Below are 26,308 nucleotides of genomic sequence, written 5' to 3'. Positions count from 1 at the left end.
TCGCCAGAGACCACATTCGCGGCATATTCGGCAAGACGAAATTCGCCGCAACGCAGCGTGAGGTGGGGATCAGGCGAGGTATGACCCTCGGAGGCACGGGGGCGGGGGTCCTCGGCGCTCAGAAATCGACGGCGAGGCCCTTCTTCTCGTAATCGCCGTAGCGCACCGGCTCCGGCCCCTCGCGGCCGCCCAGTTCTGGCGGCAGCTTGGCGGCAGCGTCGGCGGCCTTTCGGCGGGCCTCGGCCTCGGCGAGGGCACGCTTGGCAGCTTCCGGGATGTCGGGATCGTTCGTGTCGGCCATGGTCGCATTCCTTGTCTCGGCTCGGTCCATGATATACCTCGCCGGGCGGCCGAGACAAACGGCACAAACGGTGCGGGAAACAAGACGGCGATGCAGACGGACGAGGCGAGGGCGGCGGCGCTGGCAATCCTGGGCGCGGTACTGGAAGAGCGGCGGCTGATGACAGAGGTCATCGCCGATCCCGGCGGCCCCCTGGCGCAGCTCGACCCGGCGGAGCGGGCGCGGGCGCAGCGGCTTGCGCTGGTCACCCTGCGCGAGATGCAGCGTGCCGACCGGATGCTTGGCCCGCATCTGCGGCGGATGCCGCCGCCGCGCGCGATGGCCGCGCTGCGCCTGGCCGTGGTCGAGACCCATGCCGAGGGCGCGCCGCCGCACGCCGCAGTGAACGCGGCGGTGGGCGCGCTGCGCGCGGACCGCGAGATGGCGCGCTATGCCGGGCTGGCGAACGCCGTGCTGCGCAAGGCCTGCGCGGCTGACGGCTGGGAGAAACTGCCGCCGCAATCCCTGCCCGGGTGGCTGCGCAAGCCGCTGATCCAGGCCTGGGGCAAGCTGGCCGTCATGGCGATCGAGGCGGTGCAGGCCGGCGCCCCGCCGCTCGACCTCACGCCCAAGGATCCCGCCGCGGCGCCGGCACTGGCCGAGGCGCTGGGGGCGCAGGTTCTGCCGACCGGCAGCCTGCGGCTGGCCCAGCCCGGACAGATCAGCGCGCTTCCCGGCTATGCCGAGGGGGAGTGGTGGGTGCAGGATGCCGCCGCCGCCCTTCCCGCCCGTCTTCTGGCGCCACAGCCTGGCGAGCGGATCGCGGATCTCTGCGCCGCGCCGGGCGGCAAGACGATGCAGCTGGCCGCGACGGGGGCCGAGGTCACGGCGGTGGACGTCTCGGGGCCCCGGATGATGCGGCTGGGCGAGAACCTCGCCCGGTGCGGTCTGACGGCGGGCCTTCACGTCGCCGACGCGCTGACGTGGGATCCGGGTGAACCGCTCGACGCCGTGCTTCTGGATGCGCCCTGCTCGGCCACGGGGACGATCCGGCGTCATCCCGACCTGCCCTTCGTCAAGGATGGCACGGAACTCGCCTCGCTGGTGGCGCTGCAGGCGGCCCTGATCGACCGCGCGCTTGAGATCCTGCGCCCGGGCGGCCGGCTGGTCTATTGCACCTGCTCGCTCCTTCCCGAAGAGGGCGAGGCGCAGGTGATGCAGGCGCTGGCGCGCCATCCCGGGGTATCGGTGCAGCCCGCCACGGCCGAGGGCGTCGTGCCGGAATGGCAGGCCGGCGGCGGCGGTCTGCGGATCCGGCCAGACCACTGGGCAGATCGCGGCGGTATCGACGGGTTCTTCATGGCGGTGCTGACCAGGGCGTGAGGCGCACGGCGCCCAAGGGAAGCGGCGGCACGACAGAAGACCGTTGCCCCCTTGCAACCCTGCCCCTTTTCGCCGGTGACAGCCCCCGCGCCCGGGGCTAGACTCCGGCCCGAGGCAGGAACCGCAAAGACCCGAGCAGATGGCGGAACGACGCAAGTCAGGGGCCGACCCGGAGGACGGGCTTGCCCGCGGCACCCGGTTCATGAACCGGCTTCATGCGCGCACCGCAACCCGGGCGCGCCCCGCCACCGGTTTCCTTTCGCAACCCGAGCCGCGCTCGATCGGGTCCTATGCCCGGGGGCGGCAGCTCATCGCCGGCAACTTCCTGTTTGCTGGCTACCTGGTCGAGGGGCGCGGGCGCACCTTGTGGGACCTGGCGGCTCCCGACCCCGCCTTCGCCGAAGAACTGCACGGCTTCGGCTGGCTTGACGATCTGGCCGCCGTGGGCGACAGCGCCGCGCGCGAGAGGGCGCAGGAATGGACCTATGGGTGGATCCTGCGCTATGGCCGCGGCTCGGGGCCGGGCTGGACGCCGGACCTGACCGGGAGGCGGCTGATCCGCTGGATCAATCACGCGCTGTTCCTGCTCTCGGCCCAGCAGAAGCCGGTGACAGACACCTATTACCGCTCGCTTGCGCAGCAGACCAACTTCCTTGCCCGGCGATGGAAGGCCACCCGGCCCGGCCTGCCGCGGTTCGAGGCATTGACCGGGCTGATCTACGCCGGGCTGTCACTGACCGGAATGGAGGCCCATGTCGAACCCGCCACCGCGGCCCTGGCGCGTGAATGCAGCGCCCGGATCGACGCCGAGGGCGGGCTTCCGACCCGCAACCCCGAGGAACTGCTCGAGGTCTTCACGCTGCTGACCTGGGCCGCGCTGGCGCTGAGCGAGGCGGGCAGGATGCCGCCCCAGCCGCAGCTTGCGGCGATCGAGCGGATCGCGCCGACACTGCGTGCGCTGCGTCATGCCGACGGCGGGCTGGCGCGGTTCCACGGCGGCGGGCGCGGGGCCGAGGGGCGGCTTGATACCGCGCTTGCGAATTCCGGGGTCAAGCCGGGGGCGCCGGGCGGCCTTGCCATGGGGTTCGCGCGGCTCTCCGCCGGCCGGACCAGCGTGATCGTCGATGCGGCGACCCCACCCACCGGGCCGGACAGCCTGAACGCCCATGCATCTACACTGGCGTTCGAGATGACATCGGGGCGGCGGCCGGTGATCGTCAACTGCGGCTCCGGCGCGCCGTTCGGTCCGGAGTGGCGCCGCGCCGGACGCGCGACCGCCTCGCATTCCACGCTGGCGATCGAGGGCTATTCCTCGTCGCGGTTGGGCAAGCCGGTACGGGGGCGGCGCGGCGAACTTCTGGACGTGGCCGAAGTGGTGCACGCGCGGCTGGAATCCGGGGGCGTCACCGACGAGTGGGGCGCGGGGCTTCTGGCCGGGCACACCGGCTATGCCCGGACCCACGGGCTGACCCACATGCGTGGCCTGTCGCTGTCGCCCGACGGCCGGCGCCTGATGGGCGAGGACACGCTGGGCGCGCTGACGGAGGTGGAGCGGCGGCGGTTCGAGGAGGTGATGACGCTGGGTCGCGAGCAGGGCGTGCCCTTCGCCCTGCATTTCCACCTTCACCCCGATGTCGATGCCGCGATCGACCTTGGCGGGGCGGCGGTGTCGCTTGCCCTCAAGAGCGGCGAGATCTGGGTGTTCCGCCACGACGGCCACGCCGAGATGCGGATCGAACCCTCGGTCTACCTCGAGAAGGGGCGCCTGAAGCCCCGCGCCTCGCGTCAGATCGTCCTTTCCGCCCGAGTCGTCGATTATGCGAGCCAGATAAGCTGGACGCTGGCGAAGGCACAGGATACCCCTCTCGCCATCCGTGACCTCGAGACCGACACCGGGGACCGCGACGGCGACAGCTGAACGCCCGGCCCGGTTCCAACGAAAGGCAGACAGATGACCGACCTCGTGCCGCTGAGCCGTGCGCTGATTTCCGTATCCGACAAGACCGGGCTGGTCGAGTTCGCCCAGGCGCTCGCGGCGCGGGGGGTCGAGATCCTGTCGACCGGCGGCACGGCGCTGGCGCTGCGCAAGGCCGGGCTGCATGTCACCGACGTGGCGGACGTGACGGGGTTCCCCGAGATGATGGACGGTCGGGTGAAGACGCTGCACCCCAAGGTGCACGGCGGCCTGCTGGCACTGCGCGACGTCGCGGAACACCGCGCCGCGATGGAGGCCCACGGGATCCAGCCGATCGACCTGCTGGTGGTCAACCTCTACCCGTTCGAGGAAACCGTCGCGAAAGGCGCGGCCTATGACGAGTGCATTGAAAACATCGACATCGGCGGCCCGGCGATGATCCGCGCGGCGGCCAAGAACCACGCGTTCGTCAACGTCGTGGTGGATGTCGAGGATTACACGGCGCTGCTGGCCGAGCTCGACGCCAACGACGACCGCACCACCATGGCCTTCCGCCAGCGGCTGGCGCAGATCGCCTATGCCCGGACCGCGGCCTACGATGCCGCGGTCTCCACCTGGATGGCCGGCGCGATCGGCGAGGCGACGCCGCGCCGCCGGGCCTTTGCCGGCACGCTGGCGCAGACCATGCGCTACGGCGAGAACCCGCATCAGAAGGCGGCCTTCTACCACGACGGCTCGGCCCGGCCGGGGGTGGCGACCACCACCCAGCACCAGGGCAAGGAACTGAGCTACAACAACATCAACGACACCGACGCGGCGTTCGAGCTGGTCGCCGAGTTCGACCCCGAGGCCGGCCCCGCCTGCGCGATCATCAAGCACGCCAACCCCTGCGGCGTGGCCAAGGGCGCGACGCTGGCCGAAGCCTATTCCAAGGCCTTCGACTGCGACCGCACCTCGGCCTTCGGCGGGATCGTCGCGCTGAACCAGCCGCTGGATGCCGAGACCGCACAGGAAATCGTGAAGATCTTCACCGAGGTGGTGATCGCGCCCGCGGCTTCGGACGAGGCCAAGGCGATCTTTGCCGCCAAGAAGAACCTGCGCCTGCTGACCACCGGCGCCCTGCCCGACCCGCGCGCCGCGCGCGTGGCGTGGAAACAGGTGGCCGGCGGGTTCCTCGTGCAGGATCACGACATCGGTCATGTCGGGCCCGCCGACCTCAAGGTCGCGACCAAGCGCGCGCCGACCGAGTCGGAGCTGGCCGACCTGCTGTTTGCCTGGACCGTGGCCAAGCACGTGAAATCGAACGCCATCGTCTATGCGCGCGACGGCGCCACCGTGGGCGTGGGCGCGGGCCAGATGAGCCGCGTCGACAGTGCCCTGATCGCCGCCAAGAAGGCCGAGCGGATGGCCGAGGCGATTGGCCTGCCCGAAAGCCCCGCCAAGGGTTCGGCCGTCGCGTCCGACGCCTTCTTCCCCTTCGCCGACGGCCTTCTGGAGGCGATCGCGGCAGGGGCGACCTGTGTGATCCAGCCCGGCGGATCGATGCGTGACGACGAAGTGATCGCCGCTGCCGACAAGGCCGGGATCGCCATGGTGCTGACCGGTCAGCGCCACTTCCGGCACTGACCCAGCGACCGAGGCCCCAGATGCGCCTGACCTACATTACCGCGCTGACCATCATCGCGGTCGACCAGATCTCCAAGCTGGTCGTGGTCCACATGATGGGCCTTGCCACGCGCGGGTCGATCGACGTCGTCCCGCCCTACCTGAATTTCCGCATGGCCTGGAACGAGGGGGTCAACTTCGGCCTTTTCGCCAATTCCGCAGAGGTGATGCGGTGGCTTCTGGTCGTGGTGGCGCTGGCGATCTCGCTCTGGGTCTGGGCGTGGATCCGCCGGACCGGCCATTCCGCCCTTGCGCGGATCTCGGCCGGCCTGCTGATCGGCGGCGCCGTCGGCAACGTGATCGACCGGCTGGCCTATGGCGCGGTCGCGGATTTCCTGAACATGTCGTGCTGCGGCTACGACAACCCTTTCTCCTTCAACCTGGCTGACGTGGCGATCTTCGCCGGCGCGCTCGGTCTCGTGGCCTTCGGCGGCCAGAAGACCCCGTGACGTCCCCGGATGTTTGGGCTAAGGAAGGCTAAACGGCAGTTGGAGGTAGGGATGCAGGCAAGGCTCGGCGCTCTGGCGATCGCCCTGATCGGGGCGATGGCGCTGACAGGCTGCGCGTCGAAGGACCCGCATCTCATGAATCTGCATTCGGACATGCCGGGACCTGACGAGTTCTCGATCCTACCCTCGAAGCCGCTGGAAATGCCCAAGAGCACGACCGAGCTTCCGCCGCCGACCCCCGGCGGCACGAACCGGACCGACCAGACGCCGGTGGCCGACGCGGTGACGGCGCTGGGTGGCAAGGCCTCGGCGCTCAAGGTCGGCGCGATCCCGGCCTCGGACCAGGCGCTGATGAACGACGTCTCGCGCTTCGGCATGCAGCCCGGCATCCGCAAGGAGCTGGCCGCCGAGGATCTGCGCTTCCGCCAGCATTCCCCGCCGAAGCCGTTCTACAAGCTGTTCGGGATCTCCAGCTACCTGCGCGCCTACAAGGGCATGTCGCTGGACCAGTACAAGGCGCTGGAATACTGGCGCGCGCGCGGCGTCCGGACCGAGAGCGCACCGCCCGAAAACACCAAGTGAGCCACGGCTGATCCGGCTCCTCCGCGGGGCCGGACCTCGTGCCTTTGCCATGGCCGAATCTCCCAGCCCATGCTAGTTCTAGTGGGATGAACGCCGCCAACCCCAAGATAAGCGCCGCTGCGCGCCCCGTGATCCGTCAGCTCGACGAATCCGCGATCAACCGCATCGCCGCGGGCGAGGTGGTGGAGCGTCCCGCCTCGGCGGTGAAGGAACTGGTCGAGAATGCGCTTGATGCCGGGGCCACGCGGATCACGGTGGAACAGGCGGACGGCGGCAAGACCCTGATCCGCGTCACCGACGACGGCTGCGGCATGACGCCCGAGGATCTGCCGCTGGCGCTTTGCCGCCATGCCACGTCGAAGATCGACGGCTCGGACCTTCTGAACATCCATTCCTTCGGCTTCCGGGGCGAGGCCTTGCCTTCGCTGGGCGCCGTCGGGCGACTGACGCTGACCTCGCGCGCCGACGGGGCGGAGGCGGCGACGCTTTCTGTCACCGGCGGCAGGCTTTCGCCGGTAAAGCCTGCCGCGCTGACCCGAGGCACGGTGGTGGAACTGCGCGACCTGTTCTACGCCACGCCCGCGCGGCTGAAGTTCCTGCGCACCGACCGGGCCGAGGCGCAGGCGATCGGCGAGGTGATCAAGCGCCTGGCCATGGCCGAACCCCACGTCGCCTTCACCCTGCGCGACGTTTCGGGCGGCGGCGAGGGCCGTGTGACCTTCCGCGCCGACCCACAGTCGGGCGACCTGTTCGACGCGCTGCACGGGCGGCTTGCCACCGTGATCGGCGCCGATTTCGCCGAGAACGCGCTGAAGATCGACGCCGAGCGCGAGGGGATTCGCCTGACCGGCTATGCCGCGTTGCCAACCTATTCGCGCGGCTCCAGCGTGGCGCAGTACCTCTTTGTCAACGGCCGTCCGGTGCAGGACCGGGTGCTGATCGGCGCGCTTCGGGCGGCCTACATGGACGTGCTCAGCCGCGATCGGTATCCGGCGGCGGCGCTGTACCTCACCTGCGATCCCGAACGCGTGGACGTGAACGTCCATCCAGCGAAATCCGAAGTGCGGTTCCGCGATCCGGGCGTGGCGCGCGGGCTGATTGTCTCGGCGCTGCGGCACGCGCTGGCCGAGGCCGGGCACCGGGCCTCCTCGACCGTCGCGGGGGCGACACTGGGCGCCTTCCGGCCGGAGCAGGCCCCTGGCACGGGCGAGCCGCGGGTCTATCAGATGGACCGGCCATCCTTCGCGCGGCCCCAGTTCTCCTCGCCCCAGTTCTCCCGGCCGAATTTCGAACGACCTTCGCAAGGGGCGCTCTCCGCCGCCCATGAGGCTCAGGCCCCAGCGTGGGAGGCCCCAGCGTGGGAACCCGCAGCGATGCCCGGCTTTGCCGAGGCGCCCGCGCCGTCAGCCCGCGTCGAGGAGACCGCGCCCGCGGTGGAGGAGACCCGCCGCCCCCTTGGCGCGGCCCGCGCGCAGGTGCATGAGAATTACATCATCGCCCAGACCGAGACCGGGATGGTCATCGTCGACCAGCATGCCGCGCATGAACGTCTGGTCTATGAACGCCTCAAGACCCAAGCCGCCGAGAAGGGCATCGCCGCCCAGGCCCTACTGATCCCCGAGATCGTCGAGCTGTCAGAAGGCGACGCCGCCCGTCTGCTGGAGGTCGCCGACGACCTCGCCACCCTCGGGCTGGGGATCGAGGCCTTCGGCGGCGGCGCCATCGCTGTGCGCGAGACGCCCGCGATCCTGGGCCAGGTCGACGCCCGCGGCCTGATCCTCGACATCCTCGACGAGCTTGCCGACATGGGCGACAGCCAGACGCTGCGCGCCCGGATCGACGCCGTCCTCAGCCGCATGGCCTGCCACGGCTCGGTCCGCTCGGGGCGCCGGATGAGCGCGGACGAGATGAACGCGCTCTTGCGCGAGATGGAGGCGACGCCGATGTCGGGGCAATGCAACCACGGCCGCCCGACCTATGTCGAGCTGCGCCTCGCCGATATCGAACGCCTGTTCGGCCGGACATGACGCAGGTTTCCGCACAGATGTTCGATTTTTCGGATCCCCGGGTTCTGATCGGCGCCGGTACACTGGCGCTTCTCGTGATCCTGCTGCTTCTCGTGCTGCGGGCGGCCGGCCGCTCGGCGCAGGCGGCGCAGCCGCTGATGCGCGAGATGGAGTGGATGTCACAGCGGGTGCAATCGCTGGCCGACGGGCAGGAACGCCTTGCCGGCGGGCTGCATCATGTCTCCGAGGGGCAGGCGCACAGCCAGACGGCGATGCTGCAACTGATGGAGAAGCGTCTCGCCGAGGTGCAGCGCAACATGGGTGAAAGCCTGCACGGCACCGCCACCCGCACCGCCCGCTCTCTGGGTGAGCTTCAGCAGCGGCTCGAGACGATCGACCGCGCCCAGGCGAAGATCGAGAAGCTGTCGGGCGATGTCCTGAGCCTGCAGGACATCCTGTCGAACAAGCAGACCCGCGGCGCCTTCGGCGAGATCCAGCTGCACGACATCGTATTGAAGGCGCTGCCCTCCGACAGCTACACGATGCAGGCCACGCTTTCGAACGGGCGGCGGGCGGATTGCCTCATTCACCTGCCGAATCCCCCCGGGCCCATCGTCATCGATTCGAAGTTTCCACTGGAGGCCTATGAGGCCCTGCGCGCTGCCAAATCGCAGGCCGAGGCGAACGAGGCCGCCCGCGCGCTGCGCACCGCCGTGCGCGCCCATATCAAGGCGATCTCGGAGCGCTACATCCTCGAGGGCGAGACCGCCGATGGCGCGCTGATGTTCCTGCCCTCCGAGGCGGTTTATGCCGAGCTGCACGCCAATTTCCCCGAGCTGGTGCGCGAGGGCTTTACCGCCCGGGTCTGGATCGTATCGCCCACCACCTGCATGGCGACGCTGAACACGATGCGCGCGGTGCTGAAGGACGCGCGGATGCGCGAACAGGCCGGGGCGATCCGCAAGGAGCTTGCCATGCTCTACACCGATGTCGAACGGCTGGGGGCCCGGGTCGAGAACCTCGACCGGCATTTCGGGCAAGCCGCCAAGGACATCGCGGAGATCAAGATCTCGTCGGACAAGGCGACACGCCGGGCGCGCCGCCTCGACAATTTCGACTTCGAAGAGTTGGCGCCGGAGGACGATCACGTCGTGCCGCTGGTGCGGCGCGAGGACGGGTAGCCGGCCCCGGCCCGTCGCCATGGTCGGCAGGGGCCGATGGCGGCCACGGCCATTTCCGAACGGCAGGTAGAAAACTGGGGGCGGCCCCGACCGGCCTCAGGCGAGGTGGTCGATCAGGCCCATGTATTGCGCCTGCCCGTCGACCTTTTCGAGCCAGCGGTTGACCAGCCTGGGATCGTGCGGCGCGGGGTGAACGCCCGCCGGGATCTCGCGCTTCATCACCGCCTCGATCGCCAGCGACACCGGAATGGACACCAGCCGCGCCATCGCCGTGCCGCGGGCATCCCCCTTTGCGTCCAGCGCCCAGGTCTTGTGATAGACCGGGGTGCCGTCCTTCTCGGCCTTGAGAGAGACGAAGAGAACCACCCGGTCCGCCTCTCCCTCGGCATATGCATGGTCGCGCCAGAACTGCTCCGACATCTCCTTGAGGCGGGCGTCGCCTTCGGTGCCCGAAAGCGTCTCGACCTCGGCGAAGACCGGCGCCCAGGCCTCGGCCCAGCCGTTCAGGCGCAGGGTGCCGCGAACGAATTCCTTCACTTTCCAGTCAGGATCGAAGCGGTAATCCTCCATGAAGGGGATCGAATCGCGGTTGGGATAGACCTCGAAGCTTTCGGGCTTGGGCAGCGGCGCATCGTAGCGGCTGATCGCGTCCCACGGCCGGGCGACGCGCAGCTCCGAGAAATCCCGGAGCGAGCGGGAAGGCGAGCGGAGCGCCTTCAGCACGCCCAGCGGCGACCATGAGAACTTGTAGCGAAATGCATTGGGCTCCGCCGGGACACCGCCGCAATAGGAGGTGAAGGAGAGGACGTTCCCCGCGTCGTAGGCCCTGGACTTGCGATAATCCGACACCAGCGAATGCGCCATCAGGTGGTCGATCCCGGGATCGAGGCCCACCTCGTTCACCAGAACGAGGCCCTTGACGCGGGCGTCCTCGTCCAGCGCGCGCATCTCGGGCGCGATGTAGCTGGACGAGACGAAATGCGCGCCATGGGACAGGCAGAGCTTCGCGATCGGAACGTGCTGATCGCCGGGCAGCATCGACACCGCGATATCGCCGGGGGCCAGCGCGTCGGACAGCGCCTCGAGGGTGTAGGGGCGGATGTCGTCGCAGATGTCGCCGACGGCGTCACGCGCCTTGCCGACGGTGCGGTTCCAGACGGTGACCTTGTGGCCCGCGGCGATCAGCCGGCGCAGGCCGGGGATCGCGGACAGGCCGGTGCCGCACCAGTGGATCGTCATGTCATGCCTCCTGCAGGTCTTCGGTATGGCGGTCGAACTCCGCCTTCGCGCGCGCCCAGACGCCGGCGTCCAGCGTGCCCAGCGTCAGGAGCGAGGGTAGAAGCTGGCCCGCGTAGTCGATCGAGCTTTCGACCGGAAGCATTGAGGGCAGGTTGTCGATCGCGGTGACATCGAGCGGCGGGTTTTCCGCCACCCGCAGCGCCGGGGCCTCCCATGTCGTCACCCTGTCGTAAACCTTGACCGGCGAGAAATCCGACGTCGGGTCGCAGGCGATGTCGCCGATCACGGTCAGCTTGCGCGCGTCGGTCCCGGCCGAGGCCGGCACGAAGACCGGGCAGCCGGGCCGCGCGAGGATGCAGTTGAGAAAGATCTCGTGGTCCAGCACCTCGGGGAAGGGGCCGCCATGCGCCGTCTCGGCCATGTCCCAGCGGGTGACGCCGACCCCCAGCGCGGTGCAGAGGTCCGCCGCTCCGGTGCCGACCCGCCCCAGCGCGCCGATCACCAGCGCCCGTGGGCGCGCCACGCCGGTGGCGTCCATCGCGGCGGTCAACGCGGCCAGCATCTGGTCCTTGCCCGGGTAGCGACCGACCGCACCGGCGATGCCGCCTGTCTGCTGTGCGGCCCAGCATTTCAGCGCGACCGCCGCCCCCGCGAACCCGGCCCAGTAGCCGAAGGCCGCGACCCGGCGGCCGGCCCCGTCGGTCAGGTATTCCAGATCGTAGAGCGTGCCGCCCCCAGCGCGGAAGCGGCGCAGCAACTCCTGCCCCGCGGGCTGGCCCTTGTAGGCATGGCCGAACATGATGTGGCGATGGGTCAGCGGCGTGCCGTCCTCGGGCAGCTCCTTGAGGCCGAAGACGATGGCGTCGGCCGGGGCGTCGGGCCAGGAATTTTCGGGCGCTATCTCGCAGCCGACGGCGGCATAGCCGTTGATCGGGAGGGCGCGCACATGGCTTTCCTCCACCGTCACGCGGATGCCTGCCGCAATCAGGGCGGCGGCCCCTTCGGATGTCAGGCCGACCCGATCCTCATTCTGCCGCTGCTCGGCCCGTACCCAGAGATGTGTCATCCGCCGCTCCTTTTGATCTTGCCTATGCCGAGTTTCCGGCAGGGCCAAGTGGCCATACCCGCGCACGGCTGCTAAGCCTCGCAGCAAAGCAAAGGAGAGGGACGATGCAACCGAACCCCGAACGTTTCCTGAAAAGCCTGCACGACCTGAGGTCGATCGGCGCCGTCGGCACCGGCGTCGTCCGCCCGGCTTATTCCGACAAGGACATCGAGGCCCGCAAGTGGCTGGCCGCCCAATTCCGCGACGCGGGGCTGACGCCCTATTTCGACCCGGTCGGCAACCTCTTCGGTCTTGCGGGGGATGGCCCGTCCCTCCTAATGGGATCGCATTCCGACACCCAGCCCGAGGGCGGCTGGCTCGACGGGGCGCTCGGCGTCATGGCGGCGCTGGAGGTGGCGCGTGCGGCGAAGGAGGCGGGCGGCCCCGCGATCTCGGTCGTCAGCTTCCAGGACGAGGAAGGGCGGTACGGCGTCACGACGGGCTCCACCGTCTGGGCCGGCGGACGCAGCCTGGCGGAGGCCGACAAGCTCACTGCCTCGGACGGAACGACCTATGCCGAGGGGCGGGCGAAGATGGCGGATCTGGTGAGCGGGGACTTCCTCGATCCCGGCCGCTTCACCGGCTATGTCGAGATGCATATCGAACAGGGCCCCTACCTCGACACCTCGGGCGAAGCGGTGGGTGTCGTCAGCTCCATCGTCGGCATCCGGGTGATGGAAATCACCTTGACCGGCCAGTCGAACCACGCCGGCACCACACCCATGCATCTGCGCCGCGACGCGTTCCAGGGGCTGGCGGAGTTCAACCAGACCCTCAACGACCGGCTGCGCAACGTCGTGACGCCGGAGACCGTCTGGACCATCGGCCATGTCAGCCTGACGCCCAACGGCGCCTCGATCGTGCCGGGCAAGGCGGTGTTCTCGATGCAGTGGCGCGACGGCGACACGGACCGGCTGAAGCGGATGGAGGGGATCATCCGCGAGACCATCGCCGAAGTGGCCGGAGCCCGCGGGCTTGAGCTGTCGATCGGCCCGATGATCGGGCTGGAGCCGGTGGCGATGGACGCGCAGCTGCAATCCGCCCTGGCCGAGGCGGCGGAGGCGGAGGCACCGGGCAAATGGCGCCACATGCCCTCGGGCGCGCTGCACGACGCAACCAGCGCAGCGCGGCACATGCCGGTCGCGATGCTCTTCGTGCCCTCGATCAACGGCATCAGCCACAATTTCGACGAGGACACGCGGGAAGAGGACCTGGTCACCGGGCTCAAGGTGCTGGCCCGGGCGGTCGCGTCACTGGGCTGAGGTCCCACATCAGACGGGCTGCGCCGGCCCGTGCGGACACGGGCCGGCGCTGGCCCTAGCCGGACGGCTGGCCGGACACCGCGCCCTCAAGCGGGACGACGTCGACCTTCTGGCTGCTGGTCTGGCCCCCGCCGGTCCGCAGCACGCCACGCAGGGGGGCGACGTCGTCGTAGTCACGGCCCACCGCCACGCGGATGTGGTCAGCGCCGACCATCGCGTCGTTGGTCGGATCGAAGGCGATCCAGCCGGTTTCCCGCCCGACCCAGGCGCGCACCCAGGCATGCATCGCATCGGCCCCCGCCAGCCGTTCCTGGCCCGGCGGCGGCAGTGTGCGCAGGTAACCCGAGACATAACCTGCCGGGATCCCCACCCCGCGCAGGCAGGCGATCATCACGTGGGTGAAATCCTGGCACACGCCATGCCGCTTGGCGAAGGCCTCTGCCGGATCGGTATCGACCGTGGTGGCGGCGGCGTCGAACCGCATGTCGCGGTGCAGCGCCCGACCGATCGCCTCGACCGCCGCCAGCGCCGTCATGCCCGGGGCAAGGTGGTCGCAGGCGTACTCCGTCATCTCGTCGCGCAGGCGCACCCGCGGCGACGGCCCGAGGAAATGATGCGGCGCCTCTGGGGCAAGGCTGTGCACCGCCGCGATCTCGTCGGGCAGCCGCTGCATCGGCGGCGACAGGTCCAGGCCCGGCGGTTCGGACGTGCGCTCCACCCGGGCCTGCACCCGGAAAGAGGTGGCGCGGGTGGCCTCGCGAAAGCTCATCTCGACCATCGCATTGCCGAAGAAATCGGTGCGCTGGATCCGCTCGTCCGGCACCGGATCGGCGCAGAGCGTGCCGGCGACGAGGCGCTGTTCCCCCGGCACCGTCGCGGGCATCAGCCGCGCAAGGTTGCGCCCGGCTCCGGCCGGGGTCTGGTAGTCGTAGGCGATGACGGCGGTGATGTCATAGAGCATGGCTCAGCCGAAATAGGCCTCCTCGACCAGGCCCGAAACCTCGGCGATCTGGCCGCCGAGGGCGATCAGCCCCTCGGTATCCAGCGTCTCGGGCACCTGCACGGCAAGGCCCGTATGCACCTCAAGCAGGCGTCGCGCCAGCGGCGTCATCGGCATCTGCCCCTCGTTCCCGGGAAGGGCGTGGATCTGCTCCATCGCCTCGGTCAGCTGGTAGAGGATGGACCGCGGATTGCGATCGTCGAGCGCGAGCATGTCGACCACCGTCTCGCGCCGGGTCGAGACGGAATAGCGCCGCCGGTGGGACATCGCGCTGTCGCCCACCTCGAGCGCGAGGTCGAGCGCGCCCTCCACCGCCTCGGGATCGGCGAAGGTGGACAGCAGGCGCGCGGTCGCATCGGCACGTTCCAGCGCCCGACCGATGGAAAGGAAGCGCCATCCCATGAACCGGTACATGTTCTCGTGCACGAGGCCCGAGAAGGCGGCGGTCTGGCGCAGCAGCCGTCCCAGAGCGCGCGCCGCATCGTCGCCGCGCAAGTCGATGGCCGACAGCGACTCCACCGAATCCGACAGCTCCCCCAGCGCGGCCCAGCCGTCGATGGCGAAACGGTCGCGCACCTTGCCGGCGCAGCCCCGCGCCCGGCTGATTCCGTCGAACAGTGGCGTCGCGAAAGGGGCCGCCACGTCGACGTCGTGCACCTCGAGGAAATCCGCCAGCCCGCGCAGGAGCGGCGCATCCGGGTTGGCCGTCTCTGTCAGGCGCAGGTGATAGGCGCGCAGCAGGCGGACGTTGCTTTCGACCCGCTCGACATAGCGGCCCAGCCAGAACAGGTTGTCGGCCGCGCGCGAGGGCAGCATCGTCACCTCGCGCCGGCGGAAGCGCCCGCCGCCCTCGCCCGGCAGCATCGTGTCGGGCTCGACCGGCCCGTCCGAGGCGATCCAGACATCGGCCACCGCCCCGCCGCGCTGCATCGCCAGCGCATGGGCATCGCGGCCCCGCCCGATCCGGGCAAAGCCGCCGGGCATCACGTGCCAGCCATCGCCCGCGCGGGCGAGGAAGACGCGCAAGCTCATCGGATGGGGCGAAAGACGGCCCTCTTCCAGCGCGGGCGCGGTGGAAAGCGTCACCGCCTCCTGCGCGACAAGGCCGCCGCCGCGCTCGGCCAGCCAGGCGGCGGTGTCCATGCCGGCAGCCTGCACCGCGTCGTCAAGCTCGGTCGTGTCAGCGTCGAACGGCAGGCCGGTCGAAAGCGCCGGGCCGACGGTCATGCGCCCGGCATGCTGCGCGGCATAGGCGCGTGCCGCGGGATCGCCGCACCACCAAGTCGCGATGTTGGGCAGCTTCAGCTCCTCGCCCAGCAGCACCCGCGAGATCTTGGGCAGAAAGGCCTGCAGCGCCCGCGTCTCCAGCACGCCGGACCCCAGCGCGTTGACCAGCATCAGGTTGCCCGCGCGGATCGCGCCGACCATCCCCGCAGTGCCCAGCTGCGACGCGGGATCAAGCTCCAGCGGGTCGGCATAGCGCGCGTCGAGCCGGCGCCAGAGCACGCTGACCGGGTGCAGCCCGGCCACCGTGCGTACCATGACACGGCCGTCCTGCACCACCAGGTCCTCGCCCTCGAGCAGCATGAAACCGAGGTAGCGGGCGATGTAGGTGTGTTCGAAATAGGTATCGTTCATCGGTCCCGGGGTCAGGATGCCGACCCGGTCGCCGTCGCCTGCCTGCTGCCCGTTCAGCGCATCCCGAAAGGCACGGAAGAACGGCGCCAGCCTGTGCACGTTGGCCTGGGCGAAATGCTCGGGGAAGATGCGCGTGGTCGCGACCCGGGTTTCCAGCGCGAACCCCGCGCCCGAGGGCGCCTGCGTCCGGTCGCCCAGCACGAACCACGACCCATCGGGATTGCGCCCGATCTCGAAGGCCAGGAAATGCAGGTGATAGCCCGAGCGCGGCACGACGCCCACCAGCGGGCGCAGCCATTCCGGGTTTCCCGCCACCAGGGCGGCCGGCAGGTGCCCGTCGGCCACCAGCTGCCCGGGCCCGTAAAGATCCTGCGCCACGCGCTCCAGCAGGTCGGCCCGCTGCGTCAGCCCCTCGGCGATCGCGGTCCATTCCTCTTCGGCCACGATCACCGGCACATGCGACAAGGGCCAGTCCCGCTCGGTCGAGCCGCTCTCGTTGTAAAGCCGGTAGAACACGCCGGCGTCGCGCAGGTACTGGTCACCCCGCGCGAAATGGGCGGCGCGGGTGGCCTCGTCGAGACTGGCGAGATGCGCGATGAAGCTTTGCCAGACCGGACGGAGGCAGCCGCCCCCGTCCATCAGCTCATCCGCCATCCCCGGCAGCGGCGCATAATCGCCCAGAAGCTGCGCCACCGGGTCGGGGGCGTTGCCCGGGGTGCCGGGCGCGGGCTGCGGAGGAGGGGCGCGATCGTTCATGCGGGCCCCGTATCACACCCCCGGCGCGCGACGAAGGTCGAGCGTCATGGGAAATTCCGGGTGTGGCGTTTCGGGCGCGGGACGGTAGCGGCCCGGCGTATGGCCATGGGCCTCGAACCGCGCAAGCCGCCGCGCCTCGGCCTCGTTGCCGTTCACCGGGAACGTCTCGTAGTTGCGCCCGCCGGGGTGGGCGACATGGTAGGTGCAGCCCGCCAGCGCATGCCCCGTCCAGGTGTCGTAGATGTCGAAGGTCAGCGGCGCGTCGATCGGCAGCACCGGGTGCAGGGCCGACGCCGGCTGCCAAGCCTTGAACCTGACCGCCGCGACCGAGGTGCCCGCCTCGCCCGTGGGCTTCAGCGGCACCGTGCGGCGGTTGCAGGTGACGGCGTAGCGGCCCGGGTCGGCGGCGGTCAGCTTGACCTGCAGCCGCTCGACCGAGCTGTCGGCATAGCGCACCGTGCCACCGATCGCGCCGGTCTCGCCCAGCACGTGCCAGGGTTCCAGCGCCTGCCGGATCTCCAGGTGAACCCCCTCGGCCTCGACCTCGCCGCAGAAGGGGAAACGGAACTCGGCCTGTGCCTTGAACCACTCGGGGGAGAGGTCGTAGCCGTGGGTGCGCAGATCCTCCAGCACGTCGAGGAAGTCCTGCCACAGGTAATGCGGCAGCATGAAGCGGTCGTGCAGCGTGGTGCCCCAACGCGTCAGGCTGCCACCCGCCGGGCTTTCCCAGAACCGCGCGATCAGGGCGCGGATCAGCACCTGCTGGGCCAGGTTCATGCGCGCATTGGGCGGCATCTCGAAACCGCGGAATTCCACCAGCCCCAGACGCCCGGTGGGACCGTCGGGGGAATAGAGCTTGTCGATGCAGATCTCGGCCCGGTGGGTGTTGCCGGTCACGTCGATCAGGATGTTGCGCAAGAGACGGTCCACCAGCCACGCCGGTGGCACCGTCCCCTGCCCGCCCAGTTCCGGCGGCGCGGAGATCTGCGCCAGCGCGATCTCCAGCTCGTAAAGGCTGTCGTGGCGCGCCTCGTCGATCCGCGGCGCCTGGCTGGTCGGCCCGATGAAGAGGCCCGAAAACAGGTAGGAAAGCGAGGGGTGCCGGTTCCAGTGCAGGATCAGCGAGCGCAGCAGATCCGGCCGGCGCAGGAAGGGGCTGTCGTTCGGCGTCTCGCCCCCCACCACCACGTGGTTGCCGCCGCCCGTGCCGGTGTGCTTGCCGTCGATCATGAACTTGTCGGCGCCGAGGCGGGACTGGCGCGCCTCCTCGTAGATCGCCTCGGTCGTGGCGACGCAATCGTCCCACGAATGGGCGGGGTGGATGTTCACCTCGATCACGCCGGGATCGGGGGCCACGCGGATCACGTTGAGGCGCGGGTCATGCGGTGGTGAATAGCCCTCGATATGGATCGGCAGGTCAAGGTCGGCGGCGGTCTCCTCGGCCGCGGCGATGAGTTCCAGGTAATCCTCGAGCGCATCGCAGGGCGGCATGAAAAGGCACAGGCGGCCGTCGCGCGGCTCCATCGCGATGGCGGTTCGGACGGCGCCGCCCGAAGGGTCCACGCCCTGCGGGATCACCGTCTGGCGGCGGGTGTCGTCGGCGGTCTCGGTGCCCACCGGCTGGTCGCGCCCAGGCGTCACGTCGGGGGTCATCCGCGCCTGTTCCTCGGCCTCTCGCGCGGCCTCTTCCTCGGCCAGACGGGCGATCTCGGCGCGCAACCGCTCGCGCCGCTGGGCGAGTTCGGAGTGGAAATCGGGCAGCGGCACCACCGGGATCGTGGGATCCGCCGGGTAGGAATAGGGATAGGCCGAGGGCGGCACATAGGGCAGTGCGCCCAGCGGCAGGCGAAAGCCCACGGGGCTGTCGCCCGGGATCAGGAACAGGTGCCCGCGCCGCGCCCGCCACACCTCGGACCGCCAGTGCGAACCGGTATCTCGCGCCTGCCAGCGCTGGATCGGCAGGACGTAGCCCGCCGGTTCGGTCAGCCCGCGCTCGAACACGCGGGCAAAGCGCGCCCTGTCCTCGGCGTTCTTCAGCCTGGAATTCTCGGGCGAGACGTTCGGGGGCAGCATCGCCTCCTTCAGGATCCACTCGCCCGGGTCCTCGTAGGCGGGCTGGGCGCATTCCGCGTCGATCCCCAGCTTCTCGGCAAAGGCCTCCATGAAGCGGCCGGCATCGGCGGCGGACGCCCCGGTCTTCGCGGGTTCGCGCGCCACGAGGTCGGGGTTCTTCCACACCGGCTGGCCATCGCGCCGCCAGTAGAGCGAGAAGGTCCAGCGTGGCAGGCTTTCGCCCGGGTACCACTTGCCCTGCCCGTAATGCAGGAAACCGCCGGGCGCGAAGCGGTCGCGCAGGCGGCGGATCAGCTGATCGGCAAAGCCGCGCTTGGTGGGGCCCACGGCGCCGGTGTTCCACTCGTCCGCCTCGAAATCGTCGATCGAGACGAAGGTGGGTTCACCCCCCATGGTCAGGCGCACATCGCCCTTGGCGAGATGGTCGTCGACCTTGCGGCCAAGCGTGTTCAGGTCGTCCCACGCGGCATCCGAGAACGGCTTGGTGATGCGCGGGTGCTCGGCCACGCGCGACACTTTCATGTCGAAGTCGAATTCCACCTGCGGCTGGCCCGCCGCGGTGAATCCGCCCGAAATGGGTGCCGCGTTGCGGTAATGCGGCGTGGCCGACAGCGGAATATGGCTTTCCCCCGTCAACAGGCCTGATGTGGGATCAAGGCCGACCCATCCCGCGCCGGGCAGGTAGACCTCGCACCAGGCATGCAGGTCGGTGAAATCGACATCGGTGCCCGAAGGGCCGTCGAGCGATTTCAGATCGGGTTTCAGCTGGATCAGGTAGCCCGAGACAAAGCGCGCGGCAAAGCCGAGGTGGCGGAGCGCCTGCACCAGAAGCCACGACGAATCGCGGCACGAACCCTTGCCGGTCTCGAACGTCTCCTCGGGCGTTTGCACGCCGGGCTCCATCCGGATGACGTAGCCCACCTCCTGCGAGACCCTGGCATTCAGGCCGACAATGAAATCAACCGTGCGCTCGCGCGTGCGGGGAACGGTGTCTAGGAACTTCTGCAGCAGCGGCCCGGCGGGTTCGGGCTTGCGATAGATCGACAGGTCGTCCGACAGGTCGAGCGGGTAGTCGAACGGCCATGTCTCGGCGCTTTCCTCGACGAAGAAGTCGAACGGGTTGTAGACCGACATGTCGGCCACCAGGTCGACCTCGATCTTCAGCTCGGTCACCGGTTCGGGAAAGACGAAGCGGGCGAGCCAGTTGCCATAGGGATCCTGCTGGTGGTTGACGAAATGCCCACCGGGCGAGACCCGCAGCGAGTGCGAGATCACGCGGGTGCGGGAATGCGGCGCGGGGCGCAGGCGGATGATCTGCGGGCCCAGGCTGACGGGGCGGTCGTACTTATAATGCGTGAGGTGATAGATACTCGCCTTGATCGACATGTCGCCCTGCCCGTTCCCGCCTGCACGTTCCGATGGTCTCCCCCGTTGTCGAGAGTTCCACAGAAGGACCGCCGGGGCCAAGGCCTTTTTGCGGGCGCAGAAAGCAGCGGCGAGGCGCGGTGCCCCTTGGTGTCAGACGCGCTCAGGGCCGTCCGGCGGCCTTCAGGAGCGCCGCGACAAGGCGCTGGGGCCGGTAATGCTCCCGCCCCGGGGTTAGGCCCATGCGCACCACCACCATCCCGGCCGACGGGATTACCGTCACAGTCTGCCCGTCATGCCCCTCCAGCCAGAATGTCCCTATGGGCAGACCGTATTCCGATTGATCGTTGCCGACGTCCATGTCGCTCTCCGGTCCGTCGAGCCACAGCATGCCCCTGGTATAGACCGGATCCGCGACAGAGGAGGTACGCATCATCTGCACGAAGTCCTTTGGCACCACCTGCTGGCCGTTCCACGCCCCGCCCTGCAACAGAAGCTGTCCGAACCGCGCCCAGTCCCGCGCCGTCGCATAGAGGTACGAGCCACCGACAAAGGTGCCCACCTCGTCGGTCTCCAGCACCGCGCTGCCCATGCCGACCGGTCCGAACAACGCCTTGCGTGGCCAGTCCAGCGCCAGCTTGGGATCACCCAGCGCGTTCTGCCAGATCCGCGACAGAAGCACCGCGGTGCCGGTGGAATAGTTGAACACCGTGCCCGGCGGATGGTCGAGCTTCTGATCCGCCACGAAGCGGGCCATGTCGGGCTCCAGGAACAGCATCCGCGTCACGTCCGACACGTCGCCGTAATCCTCGTTGAAATGCAGGCCGCTCGACATCGACAGAAGGTCGCCCACGGTGATCTTTGCGCGGCCGTCGCCCTGCCATTGCGGCATCAGGTCATCCTGGTCCACGCGCAGCTTGCCCGCCCCCACCACCGTGCCGACAAGGGCCGCGGTCACGCTCTTGGTCATCGACCAGCCAAGGAGCGGGGTCTTCGCGTCGAAGCCGCGGGCGTAGCGTTCCGCCACCAGCCGGCCGTCCTCGATCACCACGATGGCGCGCATCCCCGGCCCGGCCAGCGCATCGTCGGCCAGCACGGCGGCAAGCTTCGGGTGCTGCGCGGCGGCTCCGCCCGATCCTTGCGGCCAGGGCGCGGTACTTTCCGCCGGGCCGGGCGCGGGCGGGGCCGCCTGATCCGCGGCACGGGCGGCATCGCCATCGGGCGCGACGGCACAACCCAACCCCGGACGCGCGACCGCCTCCATGGGACCGATCAGGCGCAGGAAAGCGGCGTGGACCAGGCGCTTGGCTCGGTCGGTCTCCACCACCATCAGCCGCAGAAGCGGATTGCCCGGTGCCTGCACGTCGGTCTTCAGCACCCGCTCGGGGTCGCGCCCCTGAAGGAAGTCCGAAGAACAGATGATCTTGGAAGCGTATCCTCCGCCGACCCGCAGAAGCGTCGGCGGAGAGATCACGAGGTAGATGTAGGCCGCTACCACCACGACCAGCGCAAGCATGGTCAGCCTGCCGAGCCAGCGCCCGAATGTCCGCATCCGATCCTCCCCGATCCCCGCGGGTCCACTCTCCCCAGCCGGACCGACATTGCCAAGGGGGGCACCCGCGCGACGTGGGGTCAGCGCGGTCCGCCTCGCGCGGGCGTGAACGGCGATGCGGAAAGGTGGGCTGTTGGCTACCCCGAGAAAGGCCCTCAGGCCGCCCTGCGCCGCCGGGCACGGCCCGCCCGCAAGCGGTGGCGCCCGGCATCCAGGGCGCGGGTCAGCAGACGGCGGAACGGTGGCTCCACCCAGCGCGCGAACCCGAAGCTGATCAGGAAGATCAGCACGATCGCAATGGCGCTGGCCTCGGGCAGCGCGAGCCTCAGCCCAAGCAGCGTGGCGATCAGGAATGCCCCGGTGATCTGGTTCACGAGGTAGAGCGGATAGGTCATCAGCCCCACCGACCGGGCAAGCCTGCGCAGCCCGGCGCCGACCGGGCGCCGCGCCTCGGCGGCGATCGCCCAGAGCGCGGCAAGCGTCACCCCGCCCCAGATCAGCGTCGGCAGCAGCGGCGGCATGCCGAAGTCGACGACCCCGGGCTTGTGCAGGCTGAGGAGATAGAGCGCCGCGCCCGAGGTGACGCAGGCCACGCCCAGCGACAGCAGGCGCTCGGGCGTCAGACCCCGGGCGCGGATCTCGTGAGCCAGCATGCCGGTGGCGAAGAACGACCCGGTCGAGACAAGAAAGAACCGCGCGGCATAGCTGTCGAACAGATGCGCGACGCGGGCTGCGGGGCCGCCAAGCTGCAGCTCCACCGCGGCAAACGACACCACGACCAGCACCGCCGGCCCATAGGCAATCAGCCGCGCAGCGCGCGGCAACCAGCGGTCCGCCCCCAGCGCGATCACGATGGCGATCAGAAGGTAGAACATCGCCTCGACCGTCAGGGTCCAGATCCCGCCGTCGATCCAGGGCCCCTTGGGCGACAGGACCAGCGCCTTGAGGTAGCGCAGCGTCGCGGTTTCCGCCGGCAGGACGCCGGTCCAGAGGACGACCAGCCAGGCCGCGCTGGCAAAGACGAAGAGCGCCGGGAACAGCCGGGTGAACCGCCCGATCGCGAAATCCGCGACACCGCGCCCCTCTGCGGAGAGCGTGATGACGTAACCCGAGATGACGAAGAAGACGTAGACGCCCACCCAGCCCCACCACAGGTACGGCACCAGCGACGGGTAGGAGACAGGTACCCCGATCAGATCCGCGATCCCGCCCCGCCCGGTCTCGATCCCGGCGTAGAAGTAGTAATGGTAGACCACCACCAGGAACGCCGCGAGCAGCCGCAAGAGATCGAGCGAGGCGACGGTACGCGCCGGTGTCCGCCGCTGCGCCCGCACGGAGCCGGTCGCGACGCGGGTATCCGGCGCCGGTGTTTGCGGGATTTTCTGCACCTCGACCATGCCCCACCGATACGGGCGTCCTCGCCCCACAGGGGTTCCGGACCGGTCGCAGTTTCGCGGCACGTTACCCCGAAGGCCGTGTCCGGTTGCCCGGACTCACCCCCTCGGGTCAGCTTGGCATGCCTCGGTGATCACACAAGGACGGGTCTCGAACCAGTGCGTTTCGTATTTCGGGACAAATTCCGGCGAAAAGATCCCGTCCGCCACCGCCTCCGCCGCGGGGGTCCGGCGGGCGGCGGCGGACGGGCGCGCCCCTAGTCCTCGCGCATCGAGCGCGACACCTGGTCCGCGACCGGCTTGACGAGGTAGGACAGCGCGCTGCGCTGACCGGTCTGGAAGAACACCTCCACCGGCATCCCGGGCACCAGCCGGCGCCCCTCGGGAAGCGCGGCGGCTTCGGTCATCCGCACGCTGGTGAGGTAGTAAGAAACGCCGTCGGCGGGCCCGGTGCTGGCCGCCGCCGCGACCACCGCGACCTCTCCCGCCACCTCGGGCGTGGTGCGCTGGTTGAAGGCGGAAAAGCGCAGCCGGACCGCCTGCCCCACCCGGACCTGGTCGATATCGGTGACCGGCAGCCGCGCCTCGACCAGAAGCTCGCCCTCGGGCACCACCGACATCACCCGCTCGCCCGGCGCAATCACGCCCTTTTCGCTGTGAACGGCGAGGTCGGTCACCACCCCCGCGATCGGGGCGCGGATCTCGGTGCGCGACAGCCGGTCGCGCGCGGCGATGGCACGCTGGGCCAGTTCCGCCAGCTTGGCGTCGATGTCGCGCAGGTCCTTCTGCGCCTCGGTCCGGGCCTGGTGATCTATTTCCAGAAGCCGAAGCCGCGTTTCGGAGATCTGGCCACGCAGCCGGGCGATGTTGGCCTTTATCTCGCCCGCCTTGCCGTCAAGCTGGGCAAGATCGCGCTCGATCTCGCTGACGCGGCCGACATCGACCAGCTTGCGCGACAAGAGCGACGACTGCCGTTCGAAATCCGCGGCGCGCAGGCGGCGCTGGCTGGCGTTGGCAATCTGCTGCGCCTCGAGCGCGTGGATCTGCTCTTCAAGCTGGCCGATCTGCGATTGCATCTGATCGCGACGCAGCACCTGCATCGCGCGGTCCTGCAGGTGGACACGGCGTTCACCCGCGGCCACCGGGGCGGTCGCGGGATCGGTGTCGAAGCCGGCGGGAAAGGCGATCTCGTCCACGCCGTCACGCGCCGCGATCAACCGCGCCCGCCGGCCGCTGAACTCGGCGATCTGGCTGTCGATCATCGCAGCCTCGGCCCGAAGCTGGGTATCCTCGAGCCGCATCACCACCTGCCCGGCGCGCACCTTGTCGCCGTTCTCGACCAGGATCGCGCGGATGATGCCGCCGTCGGGATGCTGCACATGCTTGAGCTGCGCGCGCACCACCACCTCGCCATGCGCGATCACCGCGCCCGAAAGCTTGGCCTGAACCGCCCAGCCGCCGCAAAGCCCGACAAGGCCCGCCAGCAACACCCCCGCCACCATCAGCCGCCCCCGCAGCGCAAAGCCCTCGGCCGCCTTTGTCTTCCTCGATCTCATGTCTTTTCCCCCCGGAATGCCGCCGCGACCCGCACCACGCGGTCACGACAGATGCTGATCCTCGAACACGAAGTCGCGCTCCTGCAGGTGGTAGGTACCGCTCAGTGCGAATTCGTAATCGCCCTCTCCCTGGCTGTCCCCGTCCTGTCCGAGGCGCGCGTGAACATGCGTCACCTCGGTTTCCGCCCCCTCCTCCGCCTGCAGCGCGTAGACCGCACCGAGGCCTGGCACCTCGCCCGTCGCGGCGTCGAGGAAATAGAGCTTGAGCGAGGCCATGGTGTCGCCGAGGATGCGCAGCCGCGACAGGTCGAGCAGGTCGCCCACCTCGAAATCCGTGATCAGGTCGATCCCGTGGCCTGTGTTGGCGATCGACCAGGCGCCGGGAAAGACGAAGCGATCCGCCCCGGCGCCCCCGGTCAGAACGTTGACCCCGGCGCTTGCGACGAGGACGTCGTCACCTGCCCCGCCGATCGCGTTCTCGATCCCCGACAACGCGGCGGTGACCAGCGCGGCGGGCGTTCCGCCGCCCGTCTCGCCCCCTACGTCGTCACCCGCCACGTCCCCCTGCGACGGTGCGACGACGAGGAGGCCCCGCGCAAGGTCGACCGTCACCCCGGTCTCCAGCGCCGAAAGATCGAGCGTGTCACTCCCCGCACCGCCGTCACAGCTGTCGCCCGCCACCTCCGCGGCCGAGGAGAGTACGATGCGGTCATCCCCGTCGCCGCCCTCGATCACATCCGCCCCGGCGCCGCCGTCAAGAAGGTCGTCGCCCGCGCCGCCTGCCAGCGTGTCGTTCCCCGCGCCTCCGGCAAGGTCGTCGCCGCCCTCGCCGCCGTCGAGGCTGTCGTCCCCGTCGCCGCCCCGCAGCGTATCGTTCCCGGCGTCGCCATAGAGCCGATCGTTTCCGGCGCCGCCGAACAGCACGTCATCGCCCGTGCCGCCGTGCAGGACATCGTCGTCCGCGCCGCCGAGGAGAATATCGTCGCCCGCACCGCCCTGAACATCGTCGGCGCCGTAGCCGGCAAGAACGACGTCGGCCCCGCCGCCGGCATCAATCCGGTCGTCGCCCGCGAAGCCCTCGATGACGTCGTCCTCCTCCTTGCCGTGAAGGGTGTCGTCCCCACCCGTCCCCGCGGTATAGGTGGGGGCCGGCCGGGCAGGCGGCGCCTCGATCTCGCCTTCCCCGGCCGCGGCCTGCCCCGTCGGCGGCATCGACGCGACGGGTGCGGGGCCGTCCGGCGTTGCGGCGGGCGGCGGCGCATGCGCCCCGGCGGCCATCGCCGCCAGATCCGCACCACCCGCCAGCAGGGCCGCCGCCGCGGCGAGCATCAGCGTTTCGTCCGGGCGTCCCGCGGAAAAGCGGATCGGGCCAAGCCGGTCGGCCAGGCTGGTGCCCTGTGTCTGCATGCGCCGGCCGAAGATATCCGCGGGCACGGCGCCGTCATCGCCCAAGGCAGCTCCCGCCGCGCCGCCGGGCCCGTGACCGCCTCCGTCACCGCCGCCTGCCGGATTGAAGAACAGCGTGTCGTCATCGGTGGAAACCACGCCCGCCCCTTCCGCCGTCGGCACGGGCGCAGGGGCCCGCCGTGCGTCGGGAAAGGGCACGACGTTGCCGCCGGCGACCGCAGGTACGGGCATGGGGTCGGGCCGCCCCGGCCGGTCGGCGGGGCTTTCCGCGGCCTCCCCCGGCGCCGCATCTTCCGGCGCATCGTGATCGCGCGCGGTGTCCGAACGGGCCGCCTCCGGGGCGAACAGCTTGCCACCGAACAGCCCCAGCGCCATTAGCAAGGGTGGGGCAAAGCCGCGCAGGCGCGACCGCGTCTCCGCCTCGCCCGCGCGAAAGCGCCGCTTCGGCGCGGTGGCGGCCTCGTCGTCGGGAATGCCGATCCTCAGCTCGTCGTCCATGG

Annotated in this window: 18 protein-coding genes; 8 read left to right on the top strand and 10 right to left on the bottom strand. The window is 69.8% G+C overall.

The annotated features are described in order from the left end of the window. Positions 1-118: 118 nt before the first annotated feature. Positions 119-301 carry a DUF1674 domain-containing protein gene (locus CVV76_RS17370; RefSeq protein WP_102225941.1) on the bottom strand — a complete coding sequence of 61 codons (183 nt, stop codon included), beginning with the start codon at positions 299-301 and terminating at the stop codon, positions 119-121. Between the two features lie 90 nt (positions 302-391). Here CVV76_RS17370 and CVV76_RS17365 point away from each other — a divergent pair, with 90 nt between their 5' ends. The 7 genes from CVV76_RS17365 to CVV76_RS17335 all read left to right on the top strand — a co-directional run bounded on the left by CVV76_RS17365 (position 392) and on the right by CVV76_RS17335 (position 9,461). Then, complete coding sequence (locus CVV76_RS17365; protein WP_102225940.1) at positions 392-1,663, top strand: RsmB/NOP family class I SAM-dependent RNA methyltransferase; 1,272 nt, start codon at positions 392-394, stop codon at positions 1,661-1,663. 139 nt (positions 1,664-1,802) lie between these two features. Next, the gene (locus CVV76_RS17360) at positions 1,803-3,581 is read left to right on the top strand and encodes a heparinase II/III family protein (RefSeq protein WP_408607889.1); all 1,779 of its coding nucleotides are present in this window, start codon (positions 1,803-1,805) and stop codon (positions 3,579-3,581) included. 33 nt (positions 3,582-3,614) lie between these two features. Beyond that, entirely contained in the window at positions 3,615-5,204 is a 1,590-nt protein-coding gene (gene purH / locus CVV76_RS17355) for a bifunctional phosphoribosylaminoimidazolecarboxamide formyltransferase/IMP cyclohydrolase (protein WP_102225939.1), read from the top strand. 20 nt (positions 5,205-5,224) lie between these two features. Continuing rightward, complete coding sequence (gene lspA / locus CVV76_RS17350; protein ID WP_102225938.1) at positions 5,225-5,692, top strand: signal peptidase II; 468 nt, start codon at positions 5,225-5,227, stop codon at positions 5,690-5,692. 51 nt (positions 5,693-5,743) lie between these two features. Beyond that, entirely contained in the window at positions 5,744-6,274 is a 531-nt protein-coding gene (locus CVV76_RS17345) for a DUF3035 domain-containing protein (RefSeq protein WP_102225937.1), read from the top strand. An 86-nt stretch (positions 6,275-6,360) separates the two neighbouring features. After that, on the top strand, positions 6,361-8,301 hold the full coding sequence (gene mutL / locus CVV76_RS17340; RefSeq protein WP_102225936.1) for a DNA mismatch repair endonuclease MutL: 1,941 nt from the start codon (positions 6,361-6,363) through the stop codon (positions 8,299-8,301). Next, a complete protein-coding gene (locus CVV76_RS17335) occupies positions 8,298-9,461 on the top strand; it encodes a DNA recombination protein RmuC (RefSeq protein ID WP_102225935.1) in 1,164 nt (387 codons plus the stop codon). Before mutL ends, CVV76_RS17335 begins: the two co-directional genes overlap by 4 nt. Positions 9,462-9,557: 96 nt before the next feature. Here the strand turns inward: CVV76_RS17335 and CVV76_RS17330 are convergent, their stop codons facing one another. Together CVV76_RS17330 and CVV76_RS17325 are read right to left on the bottom strand one after the other, a co-directional pair. Beyond that, positions 9,558-10,700 (bottom strand): saccharopine dehydrogenase family protein, encoded by a 1,143-nt coding sequence (locus CVV76_RS17330; RefSeq protein ID WP_102225934.1) that lies wholly within the window; start codon positions 10,698-10,700, stop codon positions 9,558-9,560. 1 nt (position 10,701) lies between these two features. Then, on the bottom strand, positions 10,702-11,766 hold the full coding sequence (locus tag CVV76_RS17325) for a saccharopine dehydrogenase (RefSeq protein WP_102225933.1): 1,065 nt from the start codon (positions 11,764-11,766) through the stop codon (positions 10,702-10,704). 104 nt (positions 11,767-11,870) lie between these two features. Between CVV76_RS17325 and CVV76_RS17320 the strand changes: the two genes are divergently transcribed. Beyond that, complete coding sequence (locus CVV76_RS17320) at positions 11,871-13,067, top strand: hydantoinase/carbamoylase family amidase (RefSeq protein ID WP_102225932.1); 1,197 nt, start codon at positions 11,871-11,873, stop codon at positions 13,065-13,067. 55 nt (positions 13,068-13,122) lie between these two features. Here CVV76_RS17320 and CVV76_RS17315 read toward each other — a convergent pair whose 3' ends face one another. The 7 genes from CVV76_RS17315 to CVV76_RS25620 all read right to left on the bottom strand — a co-directional run bounded on the left by CVV76_RS17315 (position 13,123) and on the right by CVV76_RS25620 (position 26,306). Beyond that, complete coding sequence (locus tag CVV76_RS17315; protein ID WP_102225931.1) at positions 13,123-14,028, bottom strand: transglutaminase family protein; 906 nt, start codon at positions 14,026-14,028, stop codon at positions 13,123-13,125. A gap of 3 nt (positions 14,029-14,031) precedes the next feature. Beyond that, positions 14,032-16,461, bottom strand: coding sequence for a circularly permuted type 2 ATP-grasp protein (locus tag CVV76_RS17310; protein ID WP_102225930.1), 2,430 nt, complete (start codon positions 16,459-16,461; stop codon positions 14,032-14,034). Between the two features lie 12 nt (positions 16,462-16,473). Continuing rightward, positions 16,474-19,920: a transglutaminase family protein gene (locus CVV76_RS17305; protein WP_102225929.1), complete on the bottom strand. Its 3,447-nt coding sequence runs from the start codon at positions 19,918-19,920 to the stop codon at positions 16,474-16,476. A gap of 142 nt (positions 19,921-20,062) precedes the next feature. Then, positions 20,063-21,451 carry a serine hydrolase domain-containing protein gene (locus CVV76_RS17300; protein WP_102225928.1) on the bottom strand — a complete coding sequence of 463 codons (1,389 nt, stop codon included), beginning with the start codon at positions 21,449-21,451 and terminating at the stop codon, positions 20,063-20,065. A 155-nt stretch (positions 21,452-21,606) separates the two neighbouring features. Continuing rightward, positions 21,607-22,839: an acyltransferase family protein gene (locus CVV76_RS17295; RefSeq protein WP_158243192.1), complete on the bottom strand. Its 1,233-nt coding sequence runs from the start codon at positions 22,837-22,839 to the stop codon at positions 21,607-21,609. A gap of 263 nt (positions 22,840-23,102) precedes the next feature. Beyond that, entirely contained in the window at positions 23,103-24,401 is a 1,299-nt protein-coding gene (locus CVV76_RS17290) for an HlyD family type I secretion periplasmic adaptor subunit (RefSeq protein ID WP_102225926.1), read from the bottom strand. Between the two features lie 42 nt (positions 24,402-24,443). Further along, positions 24,444-26,306 (bottom strand): calcium-binding protein, encoded by a 1,863-nt coding sequence (locus tag CVV76_RS25620; RefSeq protein WP_102225925.1) that lies wholly within the window; start codon positions 26,304-26,306, stop codon positions 24,444-24,446. Positions 26,307-26,308: the final 2 nt, after the last annotated feature.

The sequence above is a fragment of the Acidimangrovimonas sediminis genome, assembly GCF_002871005.1.
Lineage (GTDB): Bacteria > Pseudomonadota > Alphaproteobacteria > Rhodobacterales > Rhodobacteraceae > Acidimangrovimonas > Acidimangrovimonas sediminis.
The sequence above is the reverse complement of the archived record's forward strand: the minus strand, read 5'-3'. Positions and strand labels throughout refer to the sequence as shown.